Annotated in this window: 17 protein-coding genes, 1 tRNA gene and 2 pseudogenes; 4 read left to right on the top strand and 16 right to left on the bottom strand. The window is 34.5% G+C overall.

Features of this window, described 5'->3' with window-relative positions:
• The 4 genes from ACS8MM_RS15420 to ACS8MM_RS15405 all read right to left on the bottom strand — a co-directional run bounded on the left by ACS8MM_RS15420 (position 1) and on the right by ACS8MM_RS15405 (position 7,150).
• The gene (locus ACS8MM_RS15420; RefSeq protein WP_379718638.1) at positions 1–1,503 is read right to left on the bottom strand and encodes a peptide MFS transporter; all 1,503 of its coding nucleotides are present in this window, start codon (positions 1,501–1,503) and stop codon (positions 1–3) included.
• 1 nt (position 1,504) lies between these two features.
• On the bottom strand, positions 1,505–3,163 hold the full coding sequence (locus ACS8MM_RS15415; RefSeq protein ID WP_379718636.1) for a peptide MFS transporter: 1,659 nt from the start codon (positions 3,161–3,163) through the stop codon (positions 1,505–1,507).
• Positions 3,164–3,239: 76 nt separating this feature from the next.
• Entirely contained in the window at positions 3,240–4,943 is a 1,704-nt protein-coding gene (locus ACS8MM_RS15410; RefSeq protein ID WP_379718633.1) for a peptide MFS transporter, read from the bottom strand.
• Between the two features lie 35 nt (positions 4,944–4,978).
• Positions 4,979–7,150: a S9 family peptidase gene (locus ACS8MM_RS15405; RefSeq protein ID WP_379718630.1), complete on the bottom strand. Its 2,172-nt coding sequence runs from the start codon at positions 7,148–7,150 to the stop codon at positions 4,979–4,981.
• A 148-nt stretch (positions 7,151–7,298) separates the two neighbouring features.
• Here ACS8MM_RS15405 and ACS8MM_RS15400 point away from each other — a divergent pair.
• A pseudogene (locus ACS8MM_RS15400) lies at positions 7,299–8,636 on the top strand (hydroxymethylglutaryl-CoA reductase, degradative); the annotation flags it as partial.
• Positions 8,637–8,660: 24 nt separating this feature from the next.
• Positions 8,661–9,572 carry a GYDIA family GHMP kinase gene (locus ACS8MM_RS15395; RefSeq protein ID WP_379718627.1) on the top strand — a complete coding sequence of 304 codons (912 nt, stop codon included), beginning with the start codon at positions 8,661–8,663 and terminating at the stop codon, positions 9,570–9,572.
• A 49-nt stretch (positions 9,573–9,621) separates the two neighbouring features.
• On the opposite strand, the gene ACS8MM_RS15390 is transcribed toward ACS8MM_RS15395, so the two are convergent.
• From ACS8MM_RS15390 to ACS8MM_RS15370, 5 genes are all read right to left on the bottom strand, one after another.
• Positions 9,622–11,709 carry a peptidylprolyl isomerase gene (locus tag ACS8MM_RS15390; RefSeq protein ID WP_379718624.1) on the bottom strand — a complete coding sequence of 696 codons (2,088 nt, stop codon included), beginning with the start codon at positions 11,707–11,709 and terminating at the stop codon, positions 9,622–9,624.
• A gap of 96 nt (positions 11,710–11,805) precedes the next feature.
• Complete coding sequence (locus ACS8MM_RS15385; protein ID WP_379718621.1) at positions 11,806–12,000, bottom strand: hypothetical protein; 195 nt, start codon at positions 11,998–12,000, stop codon at positions 11,806–11,808.
• Positions 12,001–12,011: 11 nt separating this feature from the next.
• Entirely contained in the window at positions 12,012–12,539 is a 528-nt protein-coding gene (gene lptC, locus ACS8MM_RS15380) for an LPS export ABC transporter periplasmic protein LptC (RefSeq protein WP_379718618.1), read from the bottom strand.
• A gap of 30 nt (positions 12,540–12,569) precedes the next feature.
• Positions 12,570–13,802 (bottom strand): hypothetical protein, encoded by a 1,233-nt coding sequence (locus ACS8MM_RS15375; protein ID WP_379718615.1) that lies wholly within the window; start codon positions 13,800–13,802, stop codon positions 12,570–12,572.
• Entirely contained in the window at positions 13,795–14,529 is a 735-nt protein-coding gene (locus ACS8MM_RS15370; protein WP_379718612.1) for a type III pantothenate kinase, read from the bottom strand. Before ACS8MM_RS15370 ends, ACS8MM_RS15375 begins: the two co-directional genes overlap by 8 nt.
• Before the next feature lie 131 nt (positions 14,530–14,660).
• Here ACS8MM_RS15370 and ACS8MM_RS15365 point away from each other — a divergent pair.
• Positions 14,661–14,733 (top strand) — tRNA-Phe (locus ACS8MM_RS15365).
• Positions 14,734–14,789: 56 nt separating this feature from the next.
• Here ACS8MM_RS15365 and ACS8MM_RS15360 read toward each other — a convergent pair.
• The 7 genes and pseudogenes from ACS8MM_RS15360 to mvaD all read right to left on the bottom strand — a co-directional run bounded on the left by ACS8MM_RS15360 (position 14,790) and on the right by mvaD (position 23,980).
• Positions 14,790–17,555, bottom strand: coding sequence for an AsmA family protein (locus ACS8MM_RS15360; protein ID WP_379718608.1), 2,766 nt, complete (start codon positions 17,553–17,555; stop codon positions 14,790–14,792).
• Positions 17,556–17,647: 92 nt separating this feature from the next.
• Positions 17,648–19,411, bottom strand: coding sequence for a DUF885 domain-containing protein (locus ACS8MM_RS15355; RefSeq protein ID WP_379718605.1), 1,764 nt, complete (start codon positions 19,409–19,411; stop codon positions 17,648–17,650).
• Between the two features lie 99 nt (positions 19,412–19,510).
• Positions 19,511–20,395: a pseudouridine synthase gene (locus tag ACS8MM_RS15350; RefSeq protein ID WP_379718602.1), complete on the bottom strand. Its 885-nt coding sequence runs from the start codon at positions 20,393–20,395 to the stop codon at positions 19,511–19,513.
• A 196-nt stretch (positions 20,396–20,591) separates the two neighbouring features.
• Positions 20,592–21,509 carry a geranylgeranylglycerol-phosphate geranylgeranyltransferase gene (locus ACS8MM_RS15345; RefSeq protein WP_379718599.1) on the bottom strand — a complete coding sequence of 306 codons (918 nt, stop codon included), beginning with the start codon at positions 21,507–21,509 and terminating at the stop codon, positions 20,592–20,594.
• A gap of 44 nt (positions 21,510–21,553) precedes the next feature.
• Positions 21,554–22,492 (bottom strand): mevalonate kinase family protein, encoded by a 939-nt coding sequence (locus ACS8MM_RS15340; RefSeq protein WP_379718596.1) that lies wholly within the window; start codon positions 22,490–22,492, stop codon positions 21,554–21,556.
• 34 nt (positions 22,493–22,526) lie between these two features.
• A pseudogene (locus ACS8MM_RS15335) lies at positions 22,527–22,873 on the bottom strand (four helix bundle protein).
• 15 nt (positions 22,874–22,888) lie between these two features.
• The gene (gene mvaD / locus ACS8MM_RS15330; protein ID WP_379718593.1) at positions 22,889–23,980 is read right to left on the bottom strand and encodes a diphosphomevalonate decarboxylase; all 1,092 of its coding nucleotides are present in this window, start codon (positions 23,978–23,980) and stop codon (positions 22,889–22,891) included.
• A 79-nt stretch (positions 23,981–24,059) separates the two neighbouring features.
• On the opposite strand from mvaD, the gene ACS8MM_RS15325 reads away from it, so the two are divergent.
• Positions 24,060–24,542 (top strand): TspO/MBR family protein, encoded by a 483-nt coding sequence (locus ACS8MM_RS15325; RefSeq protein WP_379718590.1) that lies wholly within the window; start codon positions 24,060–24,062, stop codon positions 24,540–24,542.
• Positions 24,543–24,889: the final 347 nt, after the last annotated feature.

Raw genomic sequence — 24,889 nt, 5'->3', positions numbered from 1 at the left:
TTATTTGACTTCCTGCATCAATTTTCTAACCAATGGTGAAATAACTAACAATACCACACCGGCAACTAAGGCATACAAAGCCAATTGCTGATAACCATCTGCATAGGTGAACAATTTATCTTTATTCGATGCTTTTTCAGATGCTTCTGCGATACCTGCACCTAACAATCCGGCGAAATATTGTCCGTATGCACTTGCTAAGAACCACATTCCCATAATTACCGCCTGAGTTTTTTGTGGAGATAACTTTGTCATAGCACTCATTCCTATTGGTGACAAACACAATTCACCGAAGGTAATGATAAACCATCCGAAGGTAAATAAATCCAAAGAAGTTTTACCCGATGCATCAGCAAAAAACTTGGTATAATAAAAAACCCAGAAACCTCCAGCTAGGAATAAAAATCCTAATCCGAATTTCACAACTGTATTGGGCTCAATTTTTCTTTTCGCCATCCATAACCAAACCATACCTACAAGTGCGGCAAAAGCAATAACAAATAAAGAATTTACCGAATTATTGACACCATTAGGATCTAATTCAATACCCAAAACTGTGTTGTTCAAATTATTTGCTGCAAATGCACTTAATGAACCTCCACTTTGTTCGAAGAAAGCCCAAAAAACTACTGAGAAAAGCATAAAAATAACAGCAGCAACCAATTTTTTATTTTCAGATAAAGAGAAATTTCGCATTTCATAAGCTAAATACAAAATCGAAGCAGGACCAATTAAATACATGAACCAATCGGTATAAACCGTATTAGAAACCATTATCATGATAATAGGTATTATCAAAATCGAACCTATATAAGTTGCTAGTTCAAATACTTTACGCTTTGTTGGATTAATTCCCAAAAGTGGTGAAAGCCCAATTTCGCCTAAACTTTTCTGAGTTTGAGTAAAAGTCAGCAAACTAATAATCATCACTACAGAAGCAAAACCGAAAGCCGCATTCCAACGTAAGTTTTCCGGTATTAATGAGGCCCACAATTCTCCTTTGGCCACAGCGATACAGATGTAACCTCCAATTAAGGCACCCAGATTAACTCCTGCATAAAACAAGGAGAAACCCGCATCGGTTCTTGGATCACCTTCTCTGTATAATTTTCCAACCATCGAGGAGATATTTGGTTTGAAAAAACCGGTTCCAACAATGGTAAAGCTCACTCCCACAAAAAAGAAATTTTTCGGATCAACCGAGAGAATAACACTTCCGATTATCATTAGCAAACCACCCCAGAAAAGTGATTTTCTGAAACCGAAAATTTTATCGGCAAATAAACCTCCAATAAATGTGAAGGCATATACCCAAGCCTGGGTAGCTCCGTATTGCAAATTGGCCACAGTATCTTTCATGAGCAATTCATTCACCATGAAATAATACAGCATCCCACGCATTCCATAGAAACTAAAACGTTCCCACATTTCGCTAAAAAACAAATACCAAAGCTGTTTTGGATACTTCCCTTTAAAATTTTGAATTTCTTCTGTTGTTGTCATACTAATTGATTCCTTTTTCTCTCATTACTTTATTCAACTGTTTCAACAAGGCAAACATCAATAAGGTTGCAAACATTAGCAATCCGAAGTTGACCCAAAAGAAATTCGCTTTATCATCGTATTTATCCCACATAGAAGCTAATACACCCGACAACTTGTTACCGATTGATGTTGCCAAAAACCAGCCACCCATCATTAAAGAAGTAATATTAACTGGGCTTAATTTTGACACTACGGAAAGTCCCATTGGTGACAGCAACAACTCTCCTATTGTAATTACTCCATAATTAGCAAACAACCATAGAACACTTACTTTTTCAGAACCATTCTGCCCTGCTTTCACCGCCAATACCATAACTAAAACAGACAATGCAGAAATCAACAATCCAAATGCAATTTTAGTTGGTGTTGAAGGTTCTTTTTTTCGACCTCTTAAATAAGTAAAAAAGGCAACTATTAGTGGTGTCAAAGCTATCACCCAAAAAGGATTTATGGATTGACTAAGATTAGAAGCCCAAACCGAAACTTTATCGCCTTCATTTGGCAATTTATCTTGCGCAACATTTCTAAAATATAAAGGATAATTTATTTCTCTGATTACTATACCATTTTCCTTCTGAATTCTGAAAGCCTTATCATAAAGTGCTACTGAGTCTTTTTTGTATTCCAGTTCTTTCGTTAGATAAATTTTATCGGTAACTGTTTTTGCAACACCTGTAACTTCCCTATCTGTATATTTATCCCCCCAGTTATTTAATGCAGAACCATTCAGCTTAAAAACAGCCCAAAACAAAATAACAACTGCAAAAATGGCTAATAAAGCACCTATTGGTCTTTTGTCATCCTCCTTGGCTTTAAAGTATAGGCTAGAATAGAATAAAACTACTGGGATACAGGCAAATATAAAAGCATCAGTACTATCAGAACCAAAAATTGCGCTATCAAGATTGACTTCTGATGCCACACCTTTTATCAACCACCCAATAACACCGAAAACCACAGAAGGTACCAAAATAAACATTACAATTTTCCAAAATGGCATATCTCCTTCTTGTGTACCTTTTTTGGCTGTTTTATCTCCATAATGTTTCGTCCCTAAAACAAATACGATAACACCGATAAACATACCAACACCGGCTACAGAGAAAGCAGCCGCCCAACCAAATAAATTTTCGAATACCGCTCCGAAGAAATTACAAATAAATGCGCCAACATTTATCCCCATATAGAAAATATTGTAGCCTTCATCTTTCTTAGCCTTGTATTGATCATCATTATAAAAATTTCCTAATAAAGTAGAAATATTAGGTTTAAAAAATCCGTTACCAACAATTACCAAAGTCATTGCCACATATAACATAGGTAAATTATGAATTCCCATCATTAAATAACCTGCACCCATCATTATTCCTCCTGCAACGATAGACGATTTATAACCAAGGTATCTATCAGCAACAAGTCCGCCTATGAATGGAGTCAAGAAAACCAATGCAATAAAAGTACCGTATAAATCCGAAGCTTCACTCTCGGTCATTGCAAAACCAGTTTCTACATCTTTTAAGTAGAGAGTAAAAATTCCAATCATTAAATAATAACCGAAACGTTCCCACATTTCAGATAAAAACAAATAAGGCAGTGCCTTAGGATGAGATTTCCACATAATTTTTTTGGTATTAAAATAAAAGCCTGTAACTATGTTACAGGCTTGAAAGATATAAAATTATTTTTTAATGCAATTATCGTACTCCGTGCATCATTTTCTTTAATAATGGCGTCAATAGAGCTAACAATACAGAAGCAATACCACACAATACAACAAATACCATAAAGAATTCAAATAAATTATGAATTGTGAATCCAACAAAAGTTGGGTATTCTGCTGCAATTTGGTTTTCTGCAAATAGTTTCACTTGCTCTGCATTCAATACTACTTTCTTATCTAAAACATCTTGCAAGTTGACACCTAATGACTTTGCTTTTTCAAATTTATCTCCTGTAGCAGGAATTAAAGCTCCTAAAGTTCCTGCCAAAGCATAACCTGCAGCATTAGAAATAAAGAATACACCATACAACAACGAAGCAAATCGTTTTGGAGATAATTTACCTACCAATGACAAACCAATTGGTGATAAACATAACTCTCCAAGAGTTTGGATAAAGTATAATAAGATTAACCATTTAATAGCCAATAAACCAGAATTCCCTAAATCTTTTACATTATAAGCGATTATGAAATAACTTAATGCGATTAAAGCCAATCCCATAGCTTGTTTCATAGGCGAAATAGGTTCTTTTCCTGAAGCTCTTAATTTATCCCAAAGTAAACTGAATGGTAAAGCTAGAATTACAACGAAAAGACCATTAAAGATTTGTACCATTGAAGCAGGCATTTCCCAAAATATGAATTTTCTATCAGTCTGATTTGAAGCGATGAATGTCAAAGATGAACCTGCTTGCTCAAAAGCTGCCCAGAAAAATATGATAAAAAAGGAAATAATATAAATTACTAAAATTCTTTGAATTTCAATTTTAGTTAAGGTTGAATCTAATAAAATCAAAATAGCCAAAGAAATTCCAGATCCATAAATGATTGGATAAATAATCCCTTTTACTAAAGTTCCGATTTCAAAATTTGTAAATCCAAACTCACCTACGTGAAGATATCTAAAAATAAAAAACAGAACTACGAACAAACATCCAACCAAACCAATTGATTTCGATGAAAACTTCGCTTGTTCTTCTACATGTCCTAAACTTACATCTTGATTTGGTTTTGCTCCAATTGGCAAACCTTCTGGAGTAATAACATATTTATTTTTCAGGAAAAAGAAAACTAAAGTTCCTAAAACCATAGCAATACATGCCATCAAATAACCCCATTTAAAAACTGTTGGATCTTGAACATTGTTCACTTTAACATCTGCAAATAATGGCACAAAATACTGACTCAATAAAGCTCCAATATTAATACCCATATAGAAAATAGTAAAGGCTGAATCTAGTTTTGTTTTCTCCTGTGGTGGATACAAACTTCCTACCATCGAAGAAATGTTGGGTTTGAAGAAACCATTACCAAAAATAATCACTAAAAGCCCTAACCAAAAAACACCTTTAGATGTATTTAAATCAGTATCATAGCTAGTAGCACTATAGAAAAGTAAAAATTGACCTATAGCCATTAAAGTTCCCCCAAGGAGTATACAATTTCTGTTACCTAAATACTTATCGGAAACAAAGCCTCCTAATAGCGGTGTTAAATAGCATAAAGCTAAAAATCCTCCATAAATAATTGAAGCATTAGATTCTCCTAACATTAATGCATGAACCATGAATAATGTAAGAATCGCTCTCATTCCGTAGAAGTTGAAACGTTCCCACATTTCAGTTCCGAAAAGTACCCAAAGTCCTTTAGGGTGTCCTTGTTTTGCTGTTTCGCTCATTTTATAATCTATTTGTTTTTGGTTAGTATAGTAAATTAAAGTTTCTCTTTAATAAAATTCGTCATCTTCGTATACAACTGTAATCTCGTTTTTCCACCATATATACCGTGGTTTTTATCCGGATAAATTGCCATATCAAACTGTTTGTTTGCTTGAACCAAAGCTTCAACCATCTTCATAGTATTTTGCACATGAACATTATCATCACCACTTCCATGAATTAAAAGGAAATTCCCTTTTAATTTACTCACATGATTAATCGGTGAATTGTTATCGTATCCACTTGCATTTTCTTGTGGCGTTTGCATATAGCGTTCAGTATAAATACTATCGTAGTATCTCCAAGAAGTAACCGGCGCTACAGCAATAGCAGCTTTGAATACATCAGCTCCTTGAAAAATACAGTTAGAAGCCATAAATCCTCCGTAAGACCAGCCAAATATACCAATTCTAGATTTATCAACATAAGAATAAGTTCCAAATACTTTGGCAGCATCGATTTGGTCCTCCACTTCAAACTTACCCAATTCTTTTTGAGTACATTTTTTGAATTCGGCACCTTTGAAACCAGTACCACGTCCATCTACACAAGCAACGATATAGCCTTGTTGTGCTAGCATCATGAACCAATAATCATCTGTTGCATTCCAAGCGTTATCTACTTGTTGCGAACCTGGCCCTGAGTATTGAAACATAAAAACCGGGTATTTTTTATTGGGATCAAAATCTTTTGGCTTAATCATCCAAGTATTCAATTTATGTCCTTTCTCTGTAGTAATTTCAAAAAATTCTTTAGATGGCAAATTGTACGCAGCCAATTTACTTTCCAATACCTCATTCGAAACAATTGTCTTGATTAATTTTCCTGTTTTTGTTTCATGCAAAGTATACTTCGGTGCATTTTTACTACTTGAGAAAGCATTAATGAAATATTGAAAGTTTGGACTAAAAGTAGCTGCATTGGTTCCTGTTGAAGTAGACAAGCGTTTTTTACCACTTCCATCTAATTTTATTGCATATACATCACGATTAATAGAACCATTTTCTACCGATTGATAGTAAATCATTCCTGATTTTTCATCAAATCCATAGTAATTTGTTACTTCCCAAGCACCTTTCGTGATTTGTTTTTTTAATTTACCTGTTTTATCATAATGGTAAATATGATTGAAACCATCTTTCTCAGAAGTCCAGATAAAACTGTTGTCTTTTAGAAATGTCAAATTATCAGTCACATCCACGTAAGCTTTATCCTTTTCGTTCAAAACCACCTTCGCTGTAGCTGAATTACCATCGACAAACAATAAATCAAGATTGTTTTGGTGACGATTCAACACCTGTGCGCTTACTATATTAGCATCATTAGTCCATTCGATTCGTGCTATATAGAAATCATTGTAATTGTCCAGATTTACTTTTTTAGTAGCTCCCGACTTCACATCGTAAATATGCAAAGAAACCAAAGCATTCTTTTCACCTGCTTTTGGATATTTAAATACGTTTTGTGTAGGGTATAATCCTTCGTTGTAAAAATCCATCGAGAATTCAGGAACATCTGTTTCATCAAAACGAATAAAAGCAATTTTATCAGAAGCCGCATTCCAGTCGTACGCTTTAACAAAAGAAAACTCTTCTTCGTAAACCCAGTCGGTCACACCATTAATTATGGAATTCTTTTTACCATCAGTAGTGATTTGCTTGTGGGACTTTGTAGCCACATCATACACATACATATTGTTTTGGTAGACATATCCAATTTTGGTTCCGTCAGGTGAAAAAGTTGGCTCCTGTACTTTATATTCTGCTAATTTAGCTAATGATTTAGTTGCTGTATCATAAATAAAATAATCGGCAACAAAAGAGTGGCGGAAAATCTGATCCGAATTATTAGCAATCAAAATTTTCTTTTCGTCTTTACTAAAAGTATAGCTATCTATACCTTCCAATTGTTTAAAATCTTTTGTATCGATTAACGTAGACACTTTGTTCAAAGTAGCAAAATCGTAAAGATCAATTTGAGACGTTTTGGAGGCTCTGTCAAAATTCAACACGGTATACTGATTCGTGTTTTTCATAGCTTCTAAAGCTGTCATTCCTTGAGTTCTGAAGGCTCCGCCCCAAATTTCCTCTAATGTAAGTTTTTGTTGTCCAATGGCTGAAAATGAAGCCAATACTAGACATAACGCAATAAATCGTATCTGTTTCATGAATTGATGATGTAAAAAAACGCCCAATTTTAGTAAAAAAAACCCACATAAACACATATTATTTTGTTAAAAGCTTAAGTTTGAAACAATATGTAAAATTTAAAAACGCTTTTATTCTCGATATTTTGAACACTACGATTATCTTTGCAGCTTAATAAATTACATAAAAATGTCCAAAAGTATTTCCGGATTTTCAAAACTATCCAAAGAAGAAAAAATAAATTGGATTGCTTCCACACATTTCTCCAATTCGGAAGAAGCCATCCAAATCATAAAAAAATATTGGAATGCAGATACTGCTTTACAGAAACTGCATGATGAATTCATCGAAAACACCATTACCAATTTTTATCTTCCACTTGGAGTAGCTCCTAACTTTACCATTAACGGAAAAAATTACACCATACCTTTTGCTGTCGAAGAAAGCTCTGTGGTGGCAGCTGCAAGTAAATCGGCAAAATTTTGGGGAAGTCGAGGCGGATTCAAAGCTACTGTTATCAATACTGAAAAAATCGGACAAGTGCATTTTATGTACGAAGGTGACAAAGAAAAGTTGAAATCCTTCTTCAATACCATCAAACCAAAATTCTCTACCGAAACCGAAAGCATGACCAAAAACATGCAGAAGCGAGGCGGAGGAATTCTTGATATCATTTTAAAAGACAAAACTTCCGAGTTAGACAATTATTACCAGCTACATGCCACTTTCGAGACAAAAGACTCGATGGGAGCCAACTTTATAAACTCATGTTTAGAGCAATTTGCCAAAACATTAAAAGAGGAAGCCCTAACATTTAATTCGTTTACTGAAGAAGAAAAAAACATCACTGTCGTGATGAGTATTTTATCCAACTATGTTCCCAATTGCCTAGTACGTGCAGAAGTATCGTGTAAAGTTGAGGAACTAGCAGAAAAACACATTGAAAACCCCCAAGAATTTGCCGAAAAATTTGTCCAAGCAGTTCGTATTGCCGAAATTGAACCTTACAGAGCCGTAACACACAATAAAGGTATCATGAATGGTATTGATGCAGTTGTATTGGCTACCGGAAATGACTTCCGTGCAGTGGAAGCCGGCGTTCATGCTTATGCTTCAAAAGATGGAAAATACTCAAGCCTATCGCATGCTAAAATAGAAAATGGCATTTTTACTTTTTGGATGGAAATCCCTTTAGCATTAGGTACAGTGGGCGGATTAACTAGTTTACATCCAATGGTAAAAATTGCGTTAGAAATGTTAGACAAACCATCTGCTCATGAGTTGATGCAAATTGTGGCGGTAGCAGGTTTGGCACAAAACTTTGCAGCTTTACGAAGTTTAACTACAACCGGGATTCAACAAGGTCATATGAAAATGCATCTGATGAACATCTTAAACCAGTTTAATGCTTCCGAAGAAGAACGCAAGCAAGTGGTGAAACATTTTGAAAAAAACACGGTTACACACAGTGCCGTAGTTGACTATTTAACAGAAATTAGAAAATAACTTCCGCCTTTTCCATAGCAAACAATGAAACAAACCTTTTATAGTAATGGCAAACTTTTAATCACTGGCGAGTATGTAGTCCTTGATGGCGCTCAGGCTTTTGCTTTACCGACAAAGTTTGGCCAATATCTTGTTATAGAAGAAGGCCTACCAGCTACTTTTCATTGGACAAGTTTTGATAGCGACGGAAGCATTTGGTTTGAAAGTGAATTTCGATTTGAAGACATTGTACAAAAAACCAAATTCGAAGACAATAAAATCAAATCAACACTGATTGCAATTTTGCATCACGCTTACTTACTCAATCCAAAAGTATTGCACCCAAATGTTGGTTATAAAATAAAAACAGAGCTGACATTCCCCAAATTATGGGGATTAGGCACATCGTCGACTTTAATCAACAACATAGCCCAATGGCTACAAATTGACGCCTTTGCTTTGCTTAAAAACAGTTTTGGTGGCAGCGGTTATGACATTGCCTGTGCTCAACACAACAGCCCACTCCTTTATCAATTAAACAATGGCTCACCAACTGTGACGCCAGTTACTTTTGATCCTGATTTTACAGATAAAATTTATTTTGTTTATTTAAATCAAAAACAAAACAGTCGGGAAGCAATTGCATCCTATTACAACAGGCAAGGAGATATTGACAAAATAATCCCTACTATAAACGAGATCACTCAAGAGGTAATTCAAAGCAAAGAACTTACAAATTTTGCTAATGCGATTAGGAAACATGAAGTTGAAATGAGTCAAATTCTTGAAATGCAAACGGTTCAGGAGGCTTTATTCCCAGATTTCAATGGAGTGGTAAAAAGTCTTGGCGCATGGGGTGGCGACTTTGTTTTAGTCATTTCTAAAGAAGACCCATCCCCTTATTTCATTTCAAAAGGGTATGAAGTAATAATACAATATCAAAATATGATATTATAAAAAAAGCCGAGCATTGCTCGGCTTTTATATCTTTATACTATTTCAATAATTAATTGAAATTAGCTCTGTTATCTTCGATATCAGCATCTTCTCTTAAGTTATTAAAAACTCTACCTGCCAACGATCCTTTTGACTGACTCGCTACTCTTTTCACGATATCATTATAATCTTTTGCAGCTGGCGCTTTAGCAGTAGATTTCACTTTAATTTTGAATACACCTGAATTTCCTGCAATTGTCTGAGAAACAGTTCCTGGCTTTAAAGAGAAAGCTGTACCTACAACTTTAGGCTCTTGCCCGATAGTTTCGATATAAGAGTTAGCTGCGACTACATCTTTCGCTTCTTTTACTGGAGATCCAGTAGCTTTAGAAACAGCTTCTAAAGTAGTTCCAGTCATTTTAGCCTCGATTAATTTTGCTTTTTTCTCATTTAACAATTTATATCCAAACATATTCTTAGCATCTGCGATTGGCATTAATCCTTTAGGATTCACTTTCTTCAAACGCGCTACAACATGACCAGCAGAAGTTTCAAAACGTTTTACATCACCTTCACTTGCACCAAATGCCCAACGTACGATTTCTCTCTGAGGACCAACTCCTTGAATATTTTCATCCAATGCTAATACTTTAGCAACTGGCGCAACAGTCAATTTACTTTCTTTAGCTGCTTGAGCAAAATCTTTGTCATTTGCTAAAATTTCAAACTGAGAAGCTTTTGTAAAATTTTCATTGCTTGTAGCTTCAGAAGGAACAATTTTTCTTGCGATTGTCGCCAAACGAATACCGTCTTGTTTATCTGTTACATTGATAATGTGGTAACCAAATTCTGTTTCAACCAATCCAATTTTACCCACTGGGTTACCGAAAACAAAATCTTTATATTTTTGAGCAAAACCAGCATCTTTAGTGATATAACCTACATCTCCACCTTGTTGTTTTGAACCAGTATCATCAGAACTTGTAAAAGCTAACATCGCGAATGAACCTGGATTAGCTTGTGCTTGCGCTAAAATTCCATCCGCTTTTGCTTTTGCTTCCTCTTTAGTAATATTCGATTGCGAACGCATTGCACCTTTGTAAGCAACCAACACATGGCTTGACTTAACATTGATACCTGCTTTTTTAGCAATTACTTTTGATATACAGTAATAATCTCCAAAAACATATGGTCCGTAAATAGAACCCGGAGCACTATTGTATAAAGCCTGAGCATGATCTATAGGCAATTCGTTTTTAGCAATATACGTTGAATCGTATTTGATATCAGAATTTGCATTTACAAACTCAGCTATTTTTGTTGTATTTCTGAAACCAGCAACAGTATCATTTTTACCAGTAGCTTCATTGTACATTACAGAAGCGCTTAACAAACCGTTGATTTTATCTTTAATTGCTTTTTCGTCAGCAGCTGATGCTTTGTCTTCCACTAAAACATATTCCAATTCACGAGATTCTTCCGCTTTGAATTTTTTCTCGTTTTTCTTCATGTAAGCGATAACTTCATCATCAGTCAATTCCACTTTCTTATCGTCAATAGTTGTATAAGGAACAGCAACTACATCAAAAGTAACTTTGTTATTCTCTAGTTCATAGTTGAATTTACCTTCTGCTTTCGTAGTGTAAACTCCAGACTTTAAGATTGAATTATACATCTGCTCAGTTGCAAACTGCGCCAGTGATTTTTCATAATTCAACCATTGTTGCCATCTTTCCGGAGATTGTTTGAAAGAAGATACCATTTCGTTAAATCTTCCTTTATCGAATTTTCCGTTTGGTCCTTTGAATTGAGCAAACTGAGGATCATCCTGAATCACAGAAATCAATTGATCATCTCCTAAACGCAATCCTAATTTTTCAAACTGATTTTCCAACAATACTCTTCTCACTTCTTGTTCCCAAACTCCATTTGTAGCCTGCATCATCGACATGCCTGGCTGACTTTTTTGAGCGTTGTCAACTTTAATTCTAAAGTCTTCATAAGAAATATCAGATCCATTAATAGTACCAGCGTTTCTAGACCCAGTCCCGAAACCGCCATTTTCGATTAAAGCTCCGATAATGAACGCAAACAATGATAATCCAACAATAGAAATTACCAGCAATGAACGTTGTCTAATTTTAGATAAAACTGCCATTATATTATTTTATTTTTTTATTCAGTGGGCGAAAATACAATTATCTATGAAATAATAAAAGATGTTCGCTTTTATTTTAATAGAAAGTTTAATTTTTTATTGATTCTTATTTCTGTCCTCGAATTTTTTAGCAAATTTTCTACGAAAGAAGAACAAACCAATCGCCAAAACTCCCATCGCTAAAATCAAATACGCATTAGCGTCGGCAGTATTCAATTTAATAACACCATCTACCAACAACACAATTCCCGCTATTAAATACGCATATTGCGTATACTTCATATAATTCATATTATTTGTTTTTAAAGACTGTAATTCCCTATAATTTGTTGTGAATCCAAATACTTGAAGTCTTTACTAAAGTCGATACCAACTCCTTTAATCACACTTCCTTTATCTGTAAACACATAGTTTTTTTGCGTGAAAAACCATTCGTTTTTCTGATCATAATACAATTGCTCGGTTTCCAGCTTTTTCCCATCATGCGTTGTAATACTCACATTCCCTTGCAATTCGATTATACTTGACACAGCATATGAAATGGCATAATTGGCCTTAACAAAGTTTTTATTTCCAGCATCATCGTAAATTGTAACATCGATTCCTTTAGGAAACTCTGTAAACGGAAATTCAAGATGAGAAAAATCAAGCATTTGTGGAGAAACCAAAACCGCTTTAATCTTACCTGAATCGGTATATTTCAAGTTAAATTGCTGAGCTTCACCGACTGGATTTAATTCGGTGATATTAATTTTTTGTACTTCTTTAAAATTACTTTCACAAGAAACTAAAAAAAGTGCTGTTGCAATTAACAACATCACTTTTTTCATCCATTGTATTTGAAATAACAAAGTCACTTATTAATCAAATTTACGTTTTACAAACCATTTGTCGTTGAAAGACAAACCAACCGAAAAGTTCATGTAGTTTTCACGAACCAATCCCGCGTCAACAGTTCCTCGTTTACCGTATTCAATCCCAATATTGATATTTGAAAGAGTTCCTGCGATTGGCACTCCAAAACCTAAAGTCAACGCTTTATCTTTTATAGATTGATTGTTCACGATTAACCCAGTATTTTCATATCTAAGTCCGGCTCTATAAGTAATTCGATCAAAATAACTCGAAAACGAATTGTATTTTGGTATATAATAACCTCCTAAAGCAATTTTGGTCGCACTTTCGTAAGAAGCATTAGGATACGTTACAGCATAATCTCCTTTACTCGAAAAAGTAGATTCCATTCCAATAAACCATTTTTTGTCCAACCCAAAACCAGCACCCAAGGCCAACTTAGAAGGCAAACGAATTTCCGAATTAGGAATCTCCACATCTTCAGAATCCCATACTATTTCGTCTCCTGACTGGCTATAGGTAATCTTTGCGATGTTTCTTGCGTTATCTGAATTAAGCACCGAAGTTGGAACAAATGTCAATCCAGAAACAAAGTCATATTTTTTAATTTTCGTTTTAAAACTTAATCCCGTTTTAAATGTAAGTCCATTTAACTCGGCAACATTAATCTCTCTTGTACCAAATTGGATATCAGAAGATATAAAAACTGCACTTTTTTCAATACGTCCAAAATTATATGACAAATCAGCACCAACACTTAGTTCTTTGGTGATTTGATATCCTGCACCAGCAAAAAAACGATTCACATTACCTATGCCCGTAAATTTCGTTCCTTCTGTATCTGTAACGTTCACGATTTTATACCCAACAGATGAATAAGGCATCAACCCTAAGCTAATCCCTAATTTTTTACTAACAGGGAATGACATTGCCAAATAATCAAAACTTGTTCTTCTTGCTTTTTGCTCCTCTTCTGTTGTTTCTAATTTTGTTGGAGAATAAGTACCACCTACTGTAAAAGTGGTTAATTTCAAAGATGAAAATGAAGCTGGATTTAACAAATTAATGTGAATACTGTCATTCACAATTCCTAAACTACCCATCGATCTGTTTTCGACTGTTCCTTTGAACCTAACTTCTCCAATCCCATAAGATGAATATGGCGAAGCAGTTCCTTCTTGAGCAAAAGTATGTAATGAAAAAAGGAATACACTTCCTAAAATTATTTTCTTAATCATTGTTGATTTGATATTGGTATAAATAATGCAAACTTTCCAGTAGAAAATTTGAATTGGCAAATATGGTATTTTTTAATCGTTTAGCCAAAAAATTAGCATCACCACCCGTTAAAATTATGATAAAGTTTTCATTTTGAGACTTCAGAGCATCAATATAGCCGTCAATTTCAAAAGCAAGTCCATTAACCACTCCAGAGTGCATGGATTGTTGGGTAGAATTACCAACAACACTTGAGGGTTCTTCCAACATCAACAACGGTAACTTCGCAGTATAATTATGCATTGCCTCATATCGCAATCGCATTCCTGGAGAAATTGCACCACCATGATATACGTTTTCAGCATCTATAAAATCATAAGTCACACAAGTTCCTGCATCAATAACTAACCTATTTTGATTAGGATAGTGCAGAACAGCTCCCGAAGCTAAAACCATCCTATCAATCCCTAGAGTATATGGCGTCGCATAATTATTTACAAACGGAAACGCTTTGTCGCGATCAACAACATAGATTTTTACCTTATCTGAAAAGACATCTAAGGCCTCTTTTTCAATTTTTCCAACCGATGCAATGACCAAAACTGAAATTTTTTGAAATTTTTTTAAAATTTTTTCGACTGAAATTTGAAACTCAGAAAGCAAAAAAACAGAGTTCTCAATTAACGTATTTTGCTCAAAAACAGCACTTTTAATTCGGGTATTACCTACATCTATGGTTAAAATCATAAATTCAAATATTGATTCGGCTAAGGTACAAATAGATTTTTTTAAAAAATTGTTTTGGATAAATGAAAAATGGTTCTATATTTGCACCCGCAATCAACAAGCAATACACGCTTAACGAAAGCAAACATAATGGTGCCTTAGCTCAGTTGGTAGAGCAATGGACTGAAAATCCATGTGTCCCTGGTTCGATTCCTGGAGGCACCACTTACAACCCGAATAGCAATATTCGGGTTTTTTGTTTTCATAAAAAAAACCAATCCTTACGGATTGGCTTTTTTTATAGTATCACCAGTAGATTCATTGTATTCTGTCTCTTCCAAATCGTCTGATTTTTTCCCTATCTTAACAATAGGCTTATCCTGAGTACCGGTTATCTTCAATGGAATTCCTATAATACCCAAAGGCGGCAAACCTAAACGCATTTTAAGATTCAATTTTCCATCCAAAGAAGCTTGCCCGGCAATTCTCGGTCGAAATCCCGCCACTTTGAACTTAAACTGCTCTACGGTCATTATATTGTTTTTCACCACCGTCTTGATATCTATTTCTGAAAGATCAGGATTTTTAATCCCTTCGTGTTCTGTTGTTTTACTAACTGCGTTAAACAACTTAAAACCTTTCATCTTTACTTTCTTCACCGACAATACCCCACCACCTTTCAAAGAAGGATAGATTGGGTTCATATTTTTATCCAAATAACCGGCCACATTATAATCTAACGAAACAATACCTTCGGCTGTTTTTGCAGCTGGCGCCATATCACGAAACATTTTCACCTCGTTATACGCTTTTTTTACGTCAAATTCATTCGCTGTAATTTTATAATCAAAAACTGCTTTTTGTGTACCGATATTCTTGTAAGACGCATTCATTTTAGTAGAACAACCAATCAAATTAAATCCCATATTTTTCAGTTGGATTTCACCCTTACCCATTCTCAGATAACTTGTCAGATTATTGATACTCAGCCCATCAAAATTCACCTTGCGAAAATTGGTCAACAGACTAAAATCAAAATTTGGCGGCACAACCACCACACCAGAAGATGAAGAAGAACTATTTTTAGACGAGTCAGATTCCGAGCCTATTGAAGATCCTGACATGAATTCATCAACATTGATATAATTGGATTCCACTTTAAATTCTCCTTTTAAAATTGCTTTATCAGACATTACAAAGTTGATAGTATTCTGCATTTGCCCGTTCATTTTAAAATCGGACTGCCCGTAAGAAGCCAAAAAGTTCTTAAAAGACATCGAATTCTGATTGAATGTAAACAACCCTTCCTTAATCACAAAGGGCTTTGGAAGATATGCAGAAGTTGTACTGATATTCTGTAAAAACAACGTACCACTATTTCGCAAACGATTATAATTCCCTCTTGTTGCATCACTTTGTCTACCTTTCAATGATAAATCTGCTCTTACAAAACCTTCAATATTCAAATCTTCTTGAGAAAAAACCTTATAAACCCTTCCCAAATCAATCTCTCCTTTTGCTTTCACATCATAAATAACATCATCAAAATTTTCAAATGAAGCATTTACATACATTTTCTTACCTTCAAAATCGAAAGAAGCTGGGGTAATTTTAACATTCAAATCTTTATACTGACCAGATGTATTACTCACATTTGCTGTCAAATCAATATTCGAAATTGGATTTGGATACCATTGCGTTTTAAGGCTTGCCTTTTGAAGGATAAAACTACCCTTTGTCACCGGAAACAATCTTTTTTCTTTGTTATAGATTCCATTAGCTTTCACATCAGCAATTAGCTTACCTGAAAAATCCATGTTTTGGATTCCTAAAGCCGAATGCAATTTCTTCAAATCTAAATCAGATTTAATTGTCGCTTTGATGGAAGGAGATGTCAAACCTACGGTTTCAACAACACCATTAAAGTAATCCTTACCCATACTAAACGAAAGCGGTGTAATTTTGACCAAAAGTTGATTCACATCCAATGAGGGCAATTTTGTATCCAATTGCAACATCAAATTCGACGCAGGGTTTTGCGATTGATTATAATTTACTAAACCATTTCTAATATTCATGGCAAATGCCAAATCCGGTTTTTTATTTTCTTCTACGTTATAAATTCCTTTCAAGGTCAACAACAAATCCGTTTTTCCTCCGATTTCAGTTTTCTCAAGCCACTTAACATATTGAGGTGGCAATGCGGTAAAGAAATCATGTAGTTCACTGTCATTCGATTCCACTTTAAAATCCAAATCATATCCACTTTTCAGGAAATTTAATTTCCCTATAAAGTCAATTGGCAATTGATTAATTATCAAGTTATTTTGTTGAAAAACAAAAGCCAAGGAATTGGTATTGATTTGCGTAATCAACTCCGCATTTACTTTTTTATTTTTCAAATATTCTTCACCGCCGAAAGCAAAATCAAAAGAATCAATCTGGGCTTCCGTTTCCAAATCAAAGATTGCCTTATCAAAATCACCTTTTCCTAAATAATTAAATCCTAACGCATTAATTAAGATGTTAGCCGATTTATCATTGTATATTAAATGTGTATTTTCGATTTGAATGCGATCCAAACGAAGAGAGGTTTCACCCGATTTCTCTTTTTTGGTAGGTTTTTCCGAAACATATACATTATAATTTGCCTGACCTTTTTCATCCACCAAAACATTCATTTCTGCATCAGAAACATAAATTTCATCGATCTTTACCGCGCTTTCAAAAAGAAGGCTTTTGATATTCACACCAAACGCAACATCTTGTGCTTTAACTAAATTTTGATTTTGAAAAGGCACCGAACCTTTTAGTGAAAAATTGGTCAAGGTTAGTGTTAAAGATGGAAAATGGCTAAAAAAAGACAAATTTGCTTCTTTAAAATTGAGTTCGCCATTTAGCTTTTTATTTGCAAATGACTTTACTTCCTCGGCAATTTTACCGGGAAAAAGCAGGGGTAAAAGAAACATTAGAAGCAAAACAGAACCAATTGTTATTCCGCTAATTTTTAACCCTTTGTACAGTATTTTTTTGATATTCAAATTCATATTACAAAAGTACAATCCTCAATTATAATTTATACTGAATTTACCTACTTTATTTGTAAATAGCTATTTTTAAGCACAAAAAAAACGGGAAATTAAGTTCCCGTTGTAATCCAATTATTGATTTTACTTTCCAGAAGTGCCAAAGGCATAACTCCGGACTCCAATACTTTCTGATGAAAGACTTTGATATCAAATTTATCATTCATCGCAACAGATGCTTTTTTGCGGAGCTCCATAATTTTCAACTGCCCAATTTTATAAGACAATGCTTGTCCAGGAATTGCCATATAACGTTCCACTTCTGAAATGATACTAGCTTCGCTTTCGGCTTCATTTTCCAATGAATATTGAATCGCCTGCTCACGAGTCCATCCTTTCGAATGCAAGCCCGTATCGACCACCAAACGAATGGCGCGATGCATTTCGTTACCTAACATTCCGAAATATTGGTACGGATCCTCATACAAGCCCAATTCCTTCCCTAAACTTTCAGTATATAATGCCCATCCTTCTCCATAAGCACCAAACCAATTGAAACGTCTAAAGTCAGGTAAATCTTCATTTTCTTGTTGCAATGAAATTTGAAAATGATGTCCAGGAATTGCTTCATGCAAAAACAAATCTTCGTCCCCATAATAATTGTATTTCGTTACATCTGGAATAGGCACATAAAAAATACCAGGACGTGTTCCATCTGCACTACCTTGAATATATTCAGCACTCGCCGTTTTTTCTCTAAATGCTTCAACTCTTCTTACTTCAAAAGGAGTTTTTGGTTGTAAGGCAAACAATTTATCTACATTAGGTTTGATTCTTTTATGATAGGCATTGAAATTAGCAACAACATCCTCCGGTTTTTTGAATGGCATCAATTCCCTTTTATTTCGCACATGATTGAAAAATTCAACAATTGTACCTTTGAATCCTACTTCATTTTTAACCTTTTCCATTTCCGCTTTTAATCGCGCTACTTCCTTCAAACCCAATTCGTGTATTTCAGGAATAGACATAGTAGTGGTTGTCCATTGTTTGGCATAACCAGCGTACAAAGCATCACCACCAGCTAAACTTCCGAGACCACTTGTTGCTCTTGAAGCAGGCAAGTATTCATTTTTTAAGAAATCAGTCATTTTCTGATACTGAGGCATCAATTTATCAGTAATCATTGTACTGTACTCCGACGCTAATTGCTCTTTGGTAGTTACCGAAAACTCTTTTGGCATAGTTTTAATCGTCGAGTAAAACAAATTATCCTCGACTTTAGCAGTAATTTGATCTTCAAACTGCGGAATCAATTTCTCTGTTAATGCTTTCGGTAAAACCAACTTCTTAGCCATCCCTTTTTTCATATAAACAACAGCCGAATCAATCCAAACACTGTAGGCATCCATTCGTTTCAAGAAATTACGATAATCCTTTTCTGTTTGAAATGGCTGTGCTGCAGTACCACTTGCAAACTGTGTCATGGTTAAATGTGTTCCGGAAAATTGATGAACCGGCATTAAATTGGCTTCAGTTTTTAACAAATCCTGACCAACTTCTGTCTCCCATTTTATAATTTCATAACTAATTTTTTCCTCTTCGGAGAGATTTGTCAAATCGTAAGCGGACAACTCTTTTTGGTATTTATCAAAGAACACCGCTTGCTTCTGACGATAGGTATCCGTCATTTCAAAAACAAACTGATCATTGAAATCATTTTGTCCGTTAAGCGTTGCATTCAAAGGATCCAATTCGTTTTTCTCCTTGAAATAATTCTGAGATAGTGTTTTAAAATCTTGACTTGTTTTTTTGGAACAACTGGTGAATTGAAGTAAACCCAACATCGCAATTCCGAAAATAGTTATTCTTTTCATGGTTCTTTATTTTTGGCAGCATAAAACTAGCCGAAACCTATCTAAATAAAAAATTCCCGTTAAATATTTAACAGGAATTTTAAAATTATGCTTTTCAAATTAACTATTTTTCAAGTTGATAATCTCTTGTTCGGTTAGAAAACGCCAATAACCTCTTCCGATATTTTTCTTTGTTAAACCAGCAAATACAACACGATCTACCTTTAACACGTTATAATCTAAATGTTCGAAAATATTACGAACCACTTTCACATTACTGGTTTTCATTTTGATTCCAATTTCAGATTTCGGAGCATTTTCAACATATGAAATCTCTTCAACCCAAATTTTATGATTATCAATGGTAACTCCAGAAGCGATTTTTTCCAAATCCTCATATTTCAAGTTTCTGTCTAAAGAAACCTGATACACTTTTGAAGAACGTTGATTTGGCTCTGTAAACTTACGAACCATATCGGTATCATTTGTAAACAACAACAAACCTGTAGTTGTTTTATCCATACGTCCAACAGGCTGTAGTTTTGCCTTGGTCGCACTACGTACTAAATCCAATACATTATTTGCGCTTGCATCCTCGTCTTTTGAAGTTGTAAACCCTTTTGGTTTATTCAACAAAATGTATTCCTTTTTTTCAGGAATAACAATACTTCCATCAAAATTAACCACATCTCCCGGTTTTACTTGGTAACCCATCTCGGTGATTACCTCCCCGTTTACTTTTACGTTTCCGGACTGGATGTAGATATCTGCATCACGACGAGAGCACACGCCCGAGTTAGCAATGTATTTATTCAAACGAATATCATCAGTTTTCTCTTTTTTAACCGCTTTGGGTTTTTTATCAAAAAATGGTTTTGATTTTGGAGCATCCGATTTAGTGACTCCTTTTTTAAATCCTGATTTAGCAGCCGCGCTTGGTCTTTTACCTCCCGCACTTGATTTACCTGTTGTATTGCGTTTACTATTCCCTCTTCCGTTATTCATTTTTCAAAATCTTTTTGCAAAGATAGCAAATTAAAAAGTTCGAATGACTTACTTCTTATTTGATAAAGAAACGTTTACTAAATTACCCTATGTTTAATGCCATTAATTTGCCCATTAATAAACTTCACAACTGTTCTTTGACTTCGTCTAGCAACTAAATTTTAGACTTTCTTCGATTTAGAAGAAAATTAAAAAATTACAGACGCAAAAGAGCTCTTCCGTGAATTAAGACCTCCGGATTGATTAAAACAATACAGAAAACTCCAGCAACAATTAATATTTTAAGAGCATTGTGAAGATGCACATAATCCGAATGCAGATTAGATTTCCATAGTTTAAACAAGAAACCAATCAATACAATAAAAGTGATGTAAAAATAGATGTCCATATAGCCAACATCAAATTTTTCGATCAGAATGTATACCGGAATAACTGTAGCAATAGTCAAAGTGGTAATCACTTGCTTGGAAACTTTCTCTCCAAAACGTACAGGAATGGTTTGATAGTTATTCGCCACATCTCCCTTAATATTTTCCAAATCTTTGATCATTTCACGAATCAATATCAGCAACAATAAAAAAGAAGCATGAGCAAAAATAACGTAATAGAAATTTTTGAAATACATCAAAATTCCAAAGAAAGGCAACACCGCCAATAAAGAAGCGGTTAGATTTCCTATGATGGGATATTTCTTTAGCTTGTGTGAATAAAACCAAATCAGAAAAATATAAACTGCAAAAAAAAGTGAAGCTCTGAATGAAATAATAAAAGCTAATGCAGTAGCCAGGAAATTAAGTGCAAAATACACCTGAAGTTTTGTTTTTTGACTCACCAAACGATCCAACATGGATTTATTCGGGCGATTGATTAAATCTTTTTCTGAATCGTAAAAATTGTTGATAATGTATCCTGAAGCAATTGTCAAAGTAGAAACAAAAACCAATATAAACAATCTCCAATCCAAAATCACATCCAATGCTCTCTTTTCGGGCGCTAGAATAAAAATAGAAGACAAATATTGTGCTAAAACAATTATAGGAATATTATATCCACGTACCACAGAAAACAAACTGAGAATTTTCATCAGTAATAATTTTGTCCTTCTGGTAAGCATGTTTTAGTTGAAAGTTTAAAGTTATAAAAGTTTAAAGTTATTTTTTAAAACTGATATACCACTTCCAACTTATAATTTTTTAACGATTCTTTAGCTTTTGCCAAATCTTGTGTAAAGCCTAAGATATAGCCTCCACCACCTGAACCACATAATTTTAAATAGTAGTCATTCGTATCAATTCCATTTTGCCAAACTTGGTGAAACTGTTCCGGAATCATTGGTTTAAAGTTGTTCAATACAACTTTAGATAATTTTTTAGTATTCGAAAACAACGATTTCATGTCTCCGTGCAGGAAATTTTCTACACAAGCATCAGTATATTTGATGAATTGTGATTTCAACATTTTACGGAAACCTTCTTCTTTAAGATTTTCCATAAAAATATTCACCATAGGCGCTGTTTCGCCTACAATTCCCGAATCCAACAAGAAAACCGCACCTTTACCGTTAGTACTTTGGGTAGGAATTCCTGTAGCTTCAATATTATCTTTAGAATTGATTAAAATCGGAATGCTCAAATAGCTATTCAACGGATCCAAACCTGAACTTTTCCCGTGAAAGAAAGATTCCATTTGAGAAAAAATAGCTTTCAACTGTAACAATTTTTCACGTGTTAAATTTTCCAACACCGTGATTTTATTATTTGCATATTTATCGTAAATCGCCGCAACCAAAGCGCCACTACTTCCTACACCATATCCTTGTGGAATGCTTGAATCGAAATACATTCCGTTCATCACATCTGATTGTAAAGCATCCGAATTAAAAGTCACCAATTGCGGTTGTTCCGATTGTAATTCTTCCAAATAGGAAGCAAAACGTTTTAAGCTTTCGTTGGATTTTATGGCTTCAGAAGAAGGGTTTTCTTCAATTTTCAATGCACCATTATAAAAGTTATAAGGAATAGCTAACCCTTTAGAATCTTTGATGATTCCGTACTCTCCGAAAAGTAGGATTTTCGAGTAAAATAGAGGTCCTTTCATATTTAATTGACAATTAATAATGAATAATTGATAATTATCTGTTTTTTGAAGTATTGATAATACTCGTAAGCAGTCTCAATATCTCGATTATCTTTGTTTTACAATTTTGAAATTGCACTTCAGTCAGAAATTCAGTTTCATACAGCAAATCCAACCAATATTCGGTTTCATTTGCTTCCTTTAAAGCGATTGAAAGTTTATGTATAAAATCAGCTTTACTCTGTGCATGCTCACTCTCACATTTGCTCCTATCGATGTGCCTGATCGTAATAATTGTCTTGACAAAACAAACTCCTTATTTTCAGACAACACCTTATAAAGATAAACTATTTCTTTCGCGAATGCAAAAGATTTTTCTTTTACAATATTTCCGGACTTCATTTCAACCATCAATTGTTAACTATTAATTATCAATTGACTACCATGTCCAATTTCGTCACAAATATATTGACCATTTTGACAATAGCCAACTAATTCGTTCTTAATAAACTCTAAAACTTTTTCTTTAGTATGATATGGGTATAAAACATGGACATTCGCACCGGCGTCCAAGGTAAAACAAACCGGGATATTGGTCTCGTTTCTGAATTTCCAAATGGCATTAATGATTTGCAACGTATTGGGTTTCATTAAAATAAAATACGGCATTGAAGTCATCATCATCGCATGTAACGTTAATGCTTCACTCTCCACTATTTTAATGAATTCTTCTACATTTCCAGTTTCCAAAACATTTTTAATCGCCGACAAATTTTCATGCGCCTGTTCAAAACGCCTTTCAGCAAAAGGATGATTGTGCATCAAATCGTGACCCACTGTACTCGAAACTTGTTTCTCACCTTTATCCACCAACAAAATGGTATCTTGGTACTTTTTAAAATTATCGTGAATTACTGATGGAAATTCAACCCCGAACAAATCAGAGCTACCCTCAATTTCAGCATGATTTCCCCAAACCACCACTTCACCTTTCACGCTTCGGCAGGCACTACCTGAACCCAAACGCGCCAATAAAGATGCCTTTTGATAGAAAAAGTCTTCGGAAATAGACGGATTCAAGGCTTTCTCCAAGCTCATTACATTCATTGCTAAAGCAGCCATTCCTGAAGCCGATGAAGCAATTCCTGAGCTATGCGGAAACGTATTCTCGGTATCAATCGTAAAATGAAAATCTTTCAAATACGGACAATATTCAAAAATACGCTCAAAAAACTTCTGGATTTTCGGTTTGAAATCCTCTTTCGGTTTTCCTTCAAATAACAAATCAAATGAAAAGCTACCATCATTTACTTTTTTAGCGAAAGCCATTTTGGTAATTGTCTTACAGTTATTCAACGTAAAACTGATAGATGGATTGGCAGGAATCTGTTTGTCTTTTTTTCCCCAATATTTAACCAAAGCAATATTGCTTGGCGCACTCCATTGGAAATTTCCTTTTTCAATAGACACTGTATAATCTGAAGTTATAAAATCGTTTTCCGAAATCATGAAAATAAAATTTTGGCAAAGATACTTTTTTTGTTCAGGAATGTTTTAATTTTACCTGTAAACGAAATAAAATTAAATTTTGAAAAAAATTAACTGGGGTAAAACCACCGTAACTATATTAATTTGTTTAACCGTAGGTTTTTTGTCAAGTATTCCAACAAGAGCAAGCATTGCGAATTGGTACCCTACACTTGAAAAGCCTATTTTCAATCCTCCCAATTGGCTATTCGGACCCGTTTGGACCATTTTATATATTTTGATGGGTATTGCTTGCGGAATCATTTGGACGAGACATCAGAAAAACAATACCGAGACGAAAAATGCCCTTCTCGTTTTTGCTTTTCAATTGATTTTGAATGCACTTTGGTCACTATTATTTTTCGGATTAAAAAACCCTTTATTGGCCTTTATTGAGATAATCCTACTTTGGTTAGTACTTTATGAAACCATCAAATCTTTCAACAAAATAGATCGTTTCGCAGGAAATTTACTGTATCCCTATTTAATTTGGGTAAGTTTCGCAACTATACTGAATGGAAGTATTTGGTATTTAAACATTTAAAAAACAGTTTTCTTAGAATCACGATTAGTTTACATTCTGGTTTATACCGTATTGCTTTGGGTCAGCGCCTTACTTATCCTGATCTGAGGCTTACTTTTCTTGTTCCAAGGCTTACTTTTCTTGTTCAAGCCTTACTTTTCTTGTTCCGAGCCTTACTTTTCTTGTTCAAGCCTTACTTTTCTTGTTCCAAGCCTTACTTTTCTTGTTCCAAGCCTTACTTTTCTTGTTCAAGCCTTACTTTTCTTGTTCCGAGCCTTACTTTTCTTTTCCCGAGGCTTACTTTTCTTTTCCCAAGACTTACTTTTCTTTTCCCGAGGCTTACTTTTCTTTTCCCAAGACTTACTTTT

Origin of the sequence: Flavobacterium sp. MAHUQ-57, from assembly GCF_051908335.1 — a bacterium.
Taxonomy (GTDB): Bacteria; Bacteroidota; Bacteroidia; order Flavobacteriales; family Flavobacteriaceae; genus Flavobacterium.
The sequence above is the reverse complement of the archived record's forward strand: the minus strand, read 5'-3'. Positions and strand labels throughout refer to the sequence as shown.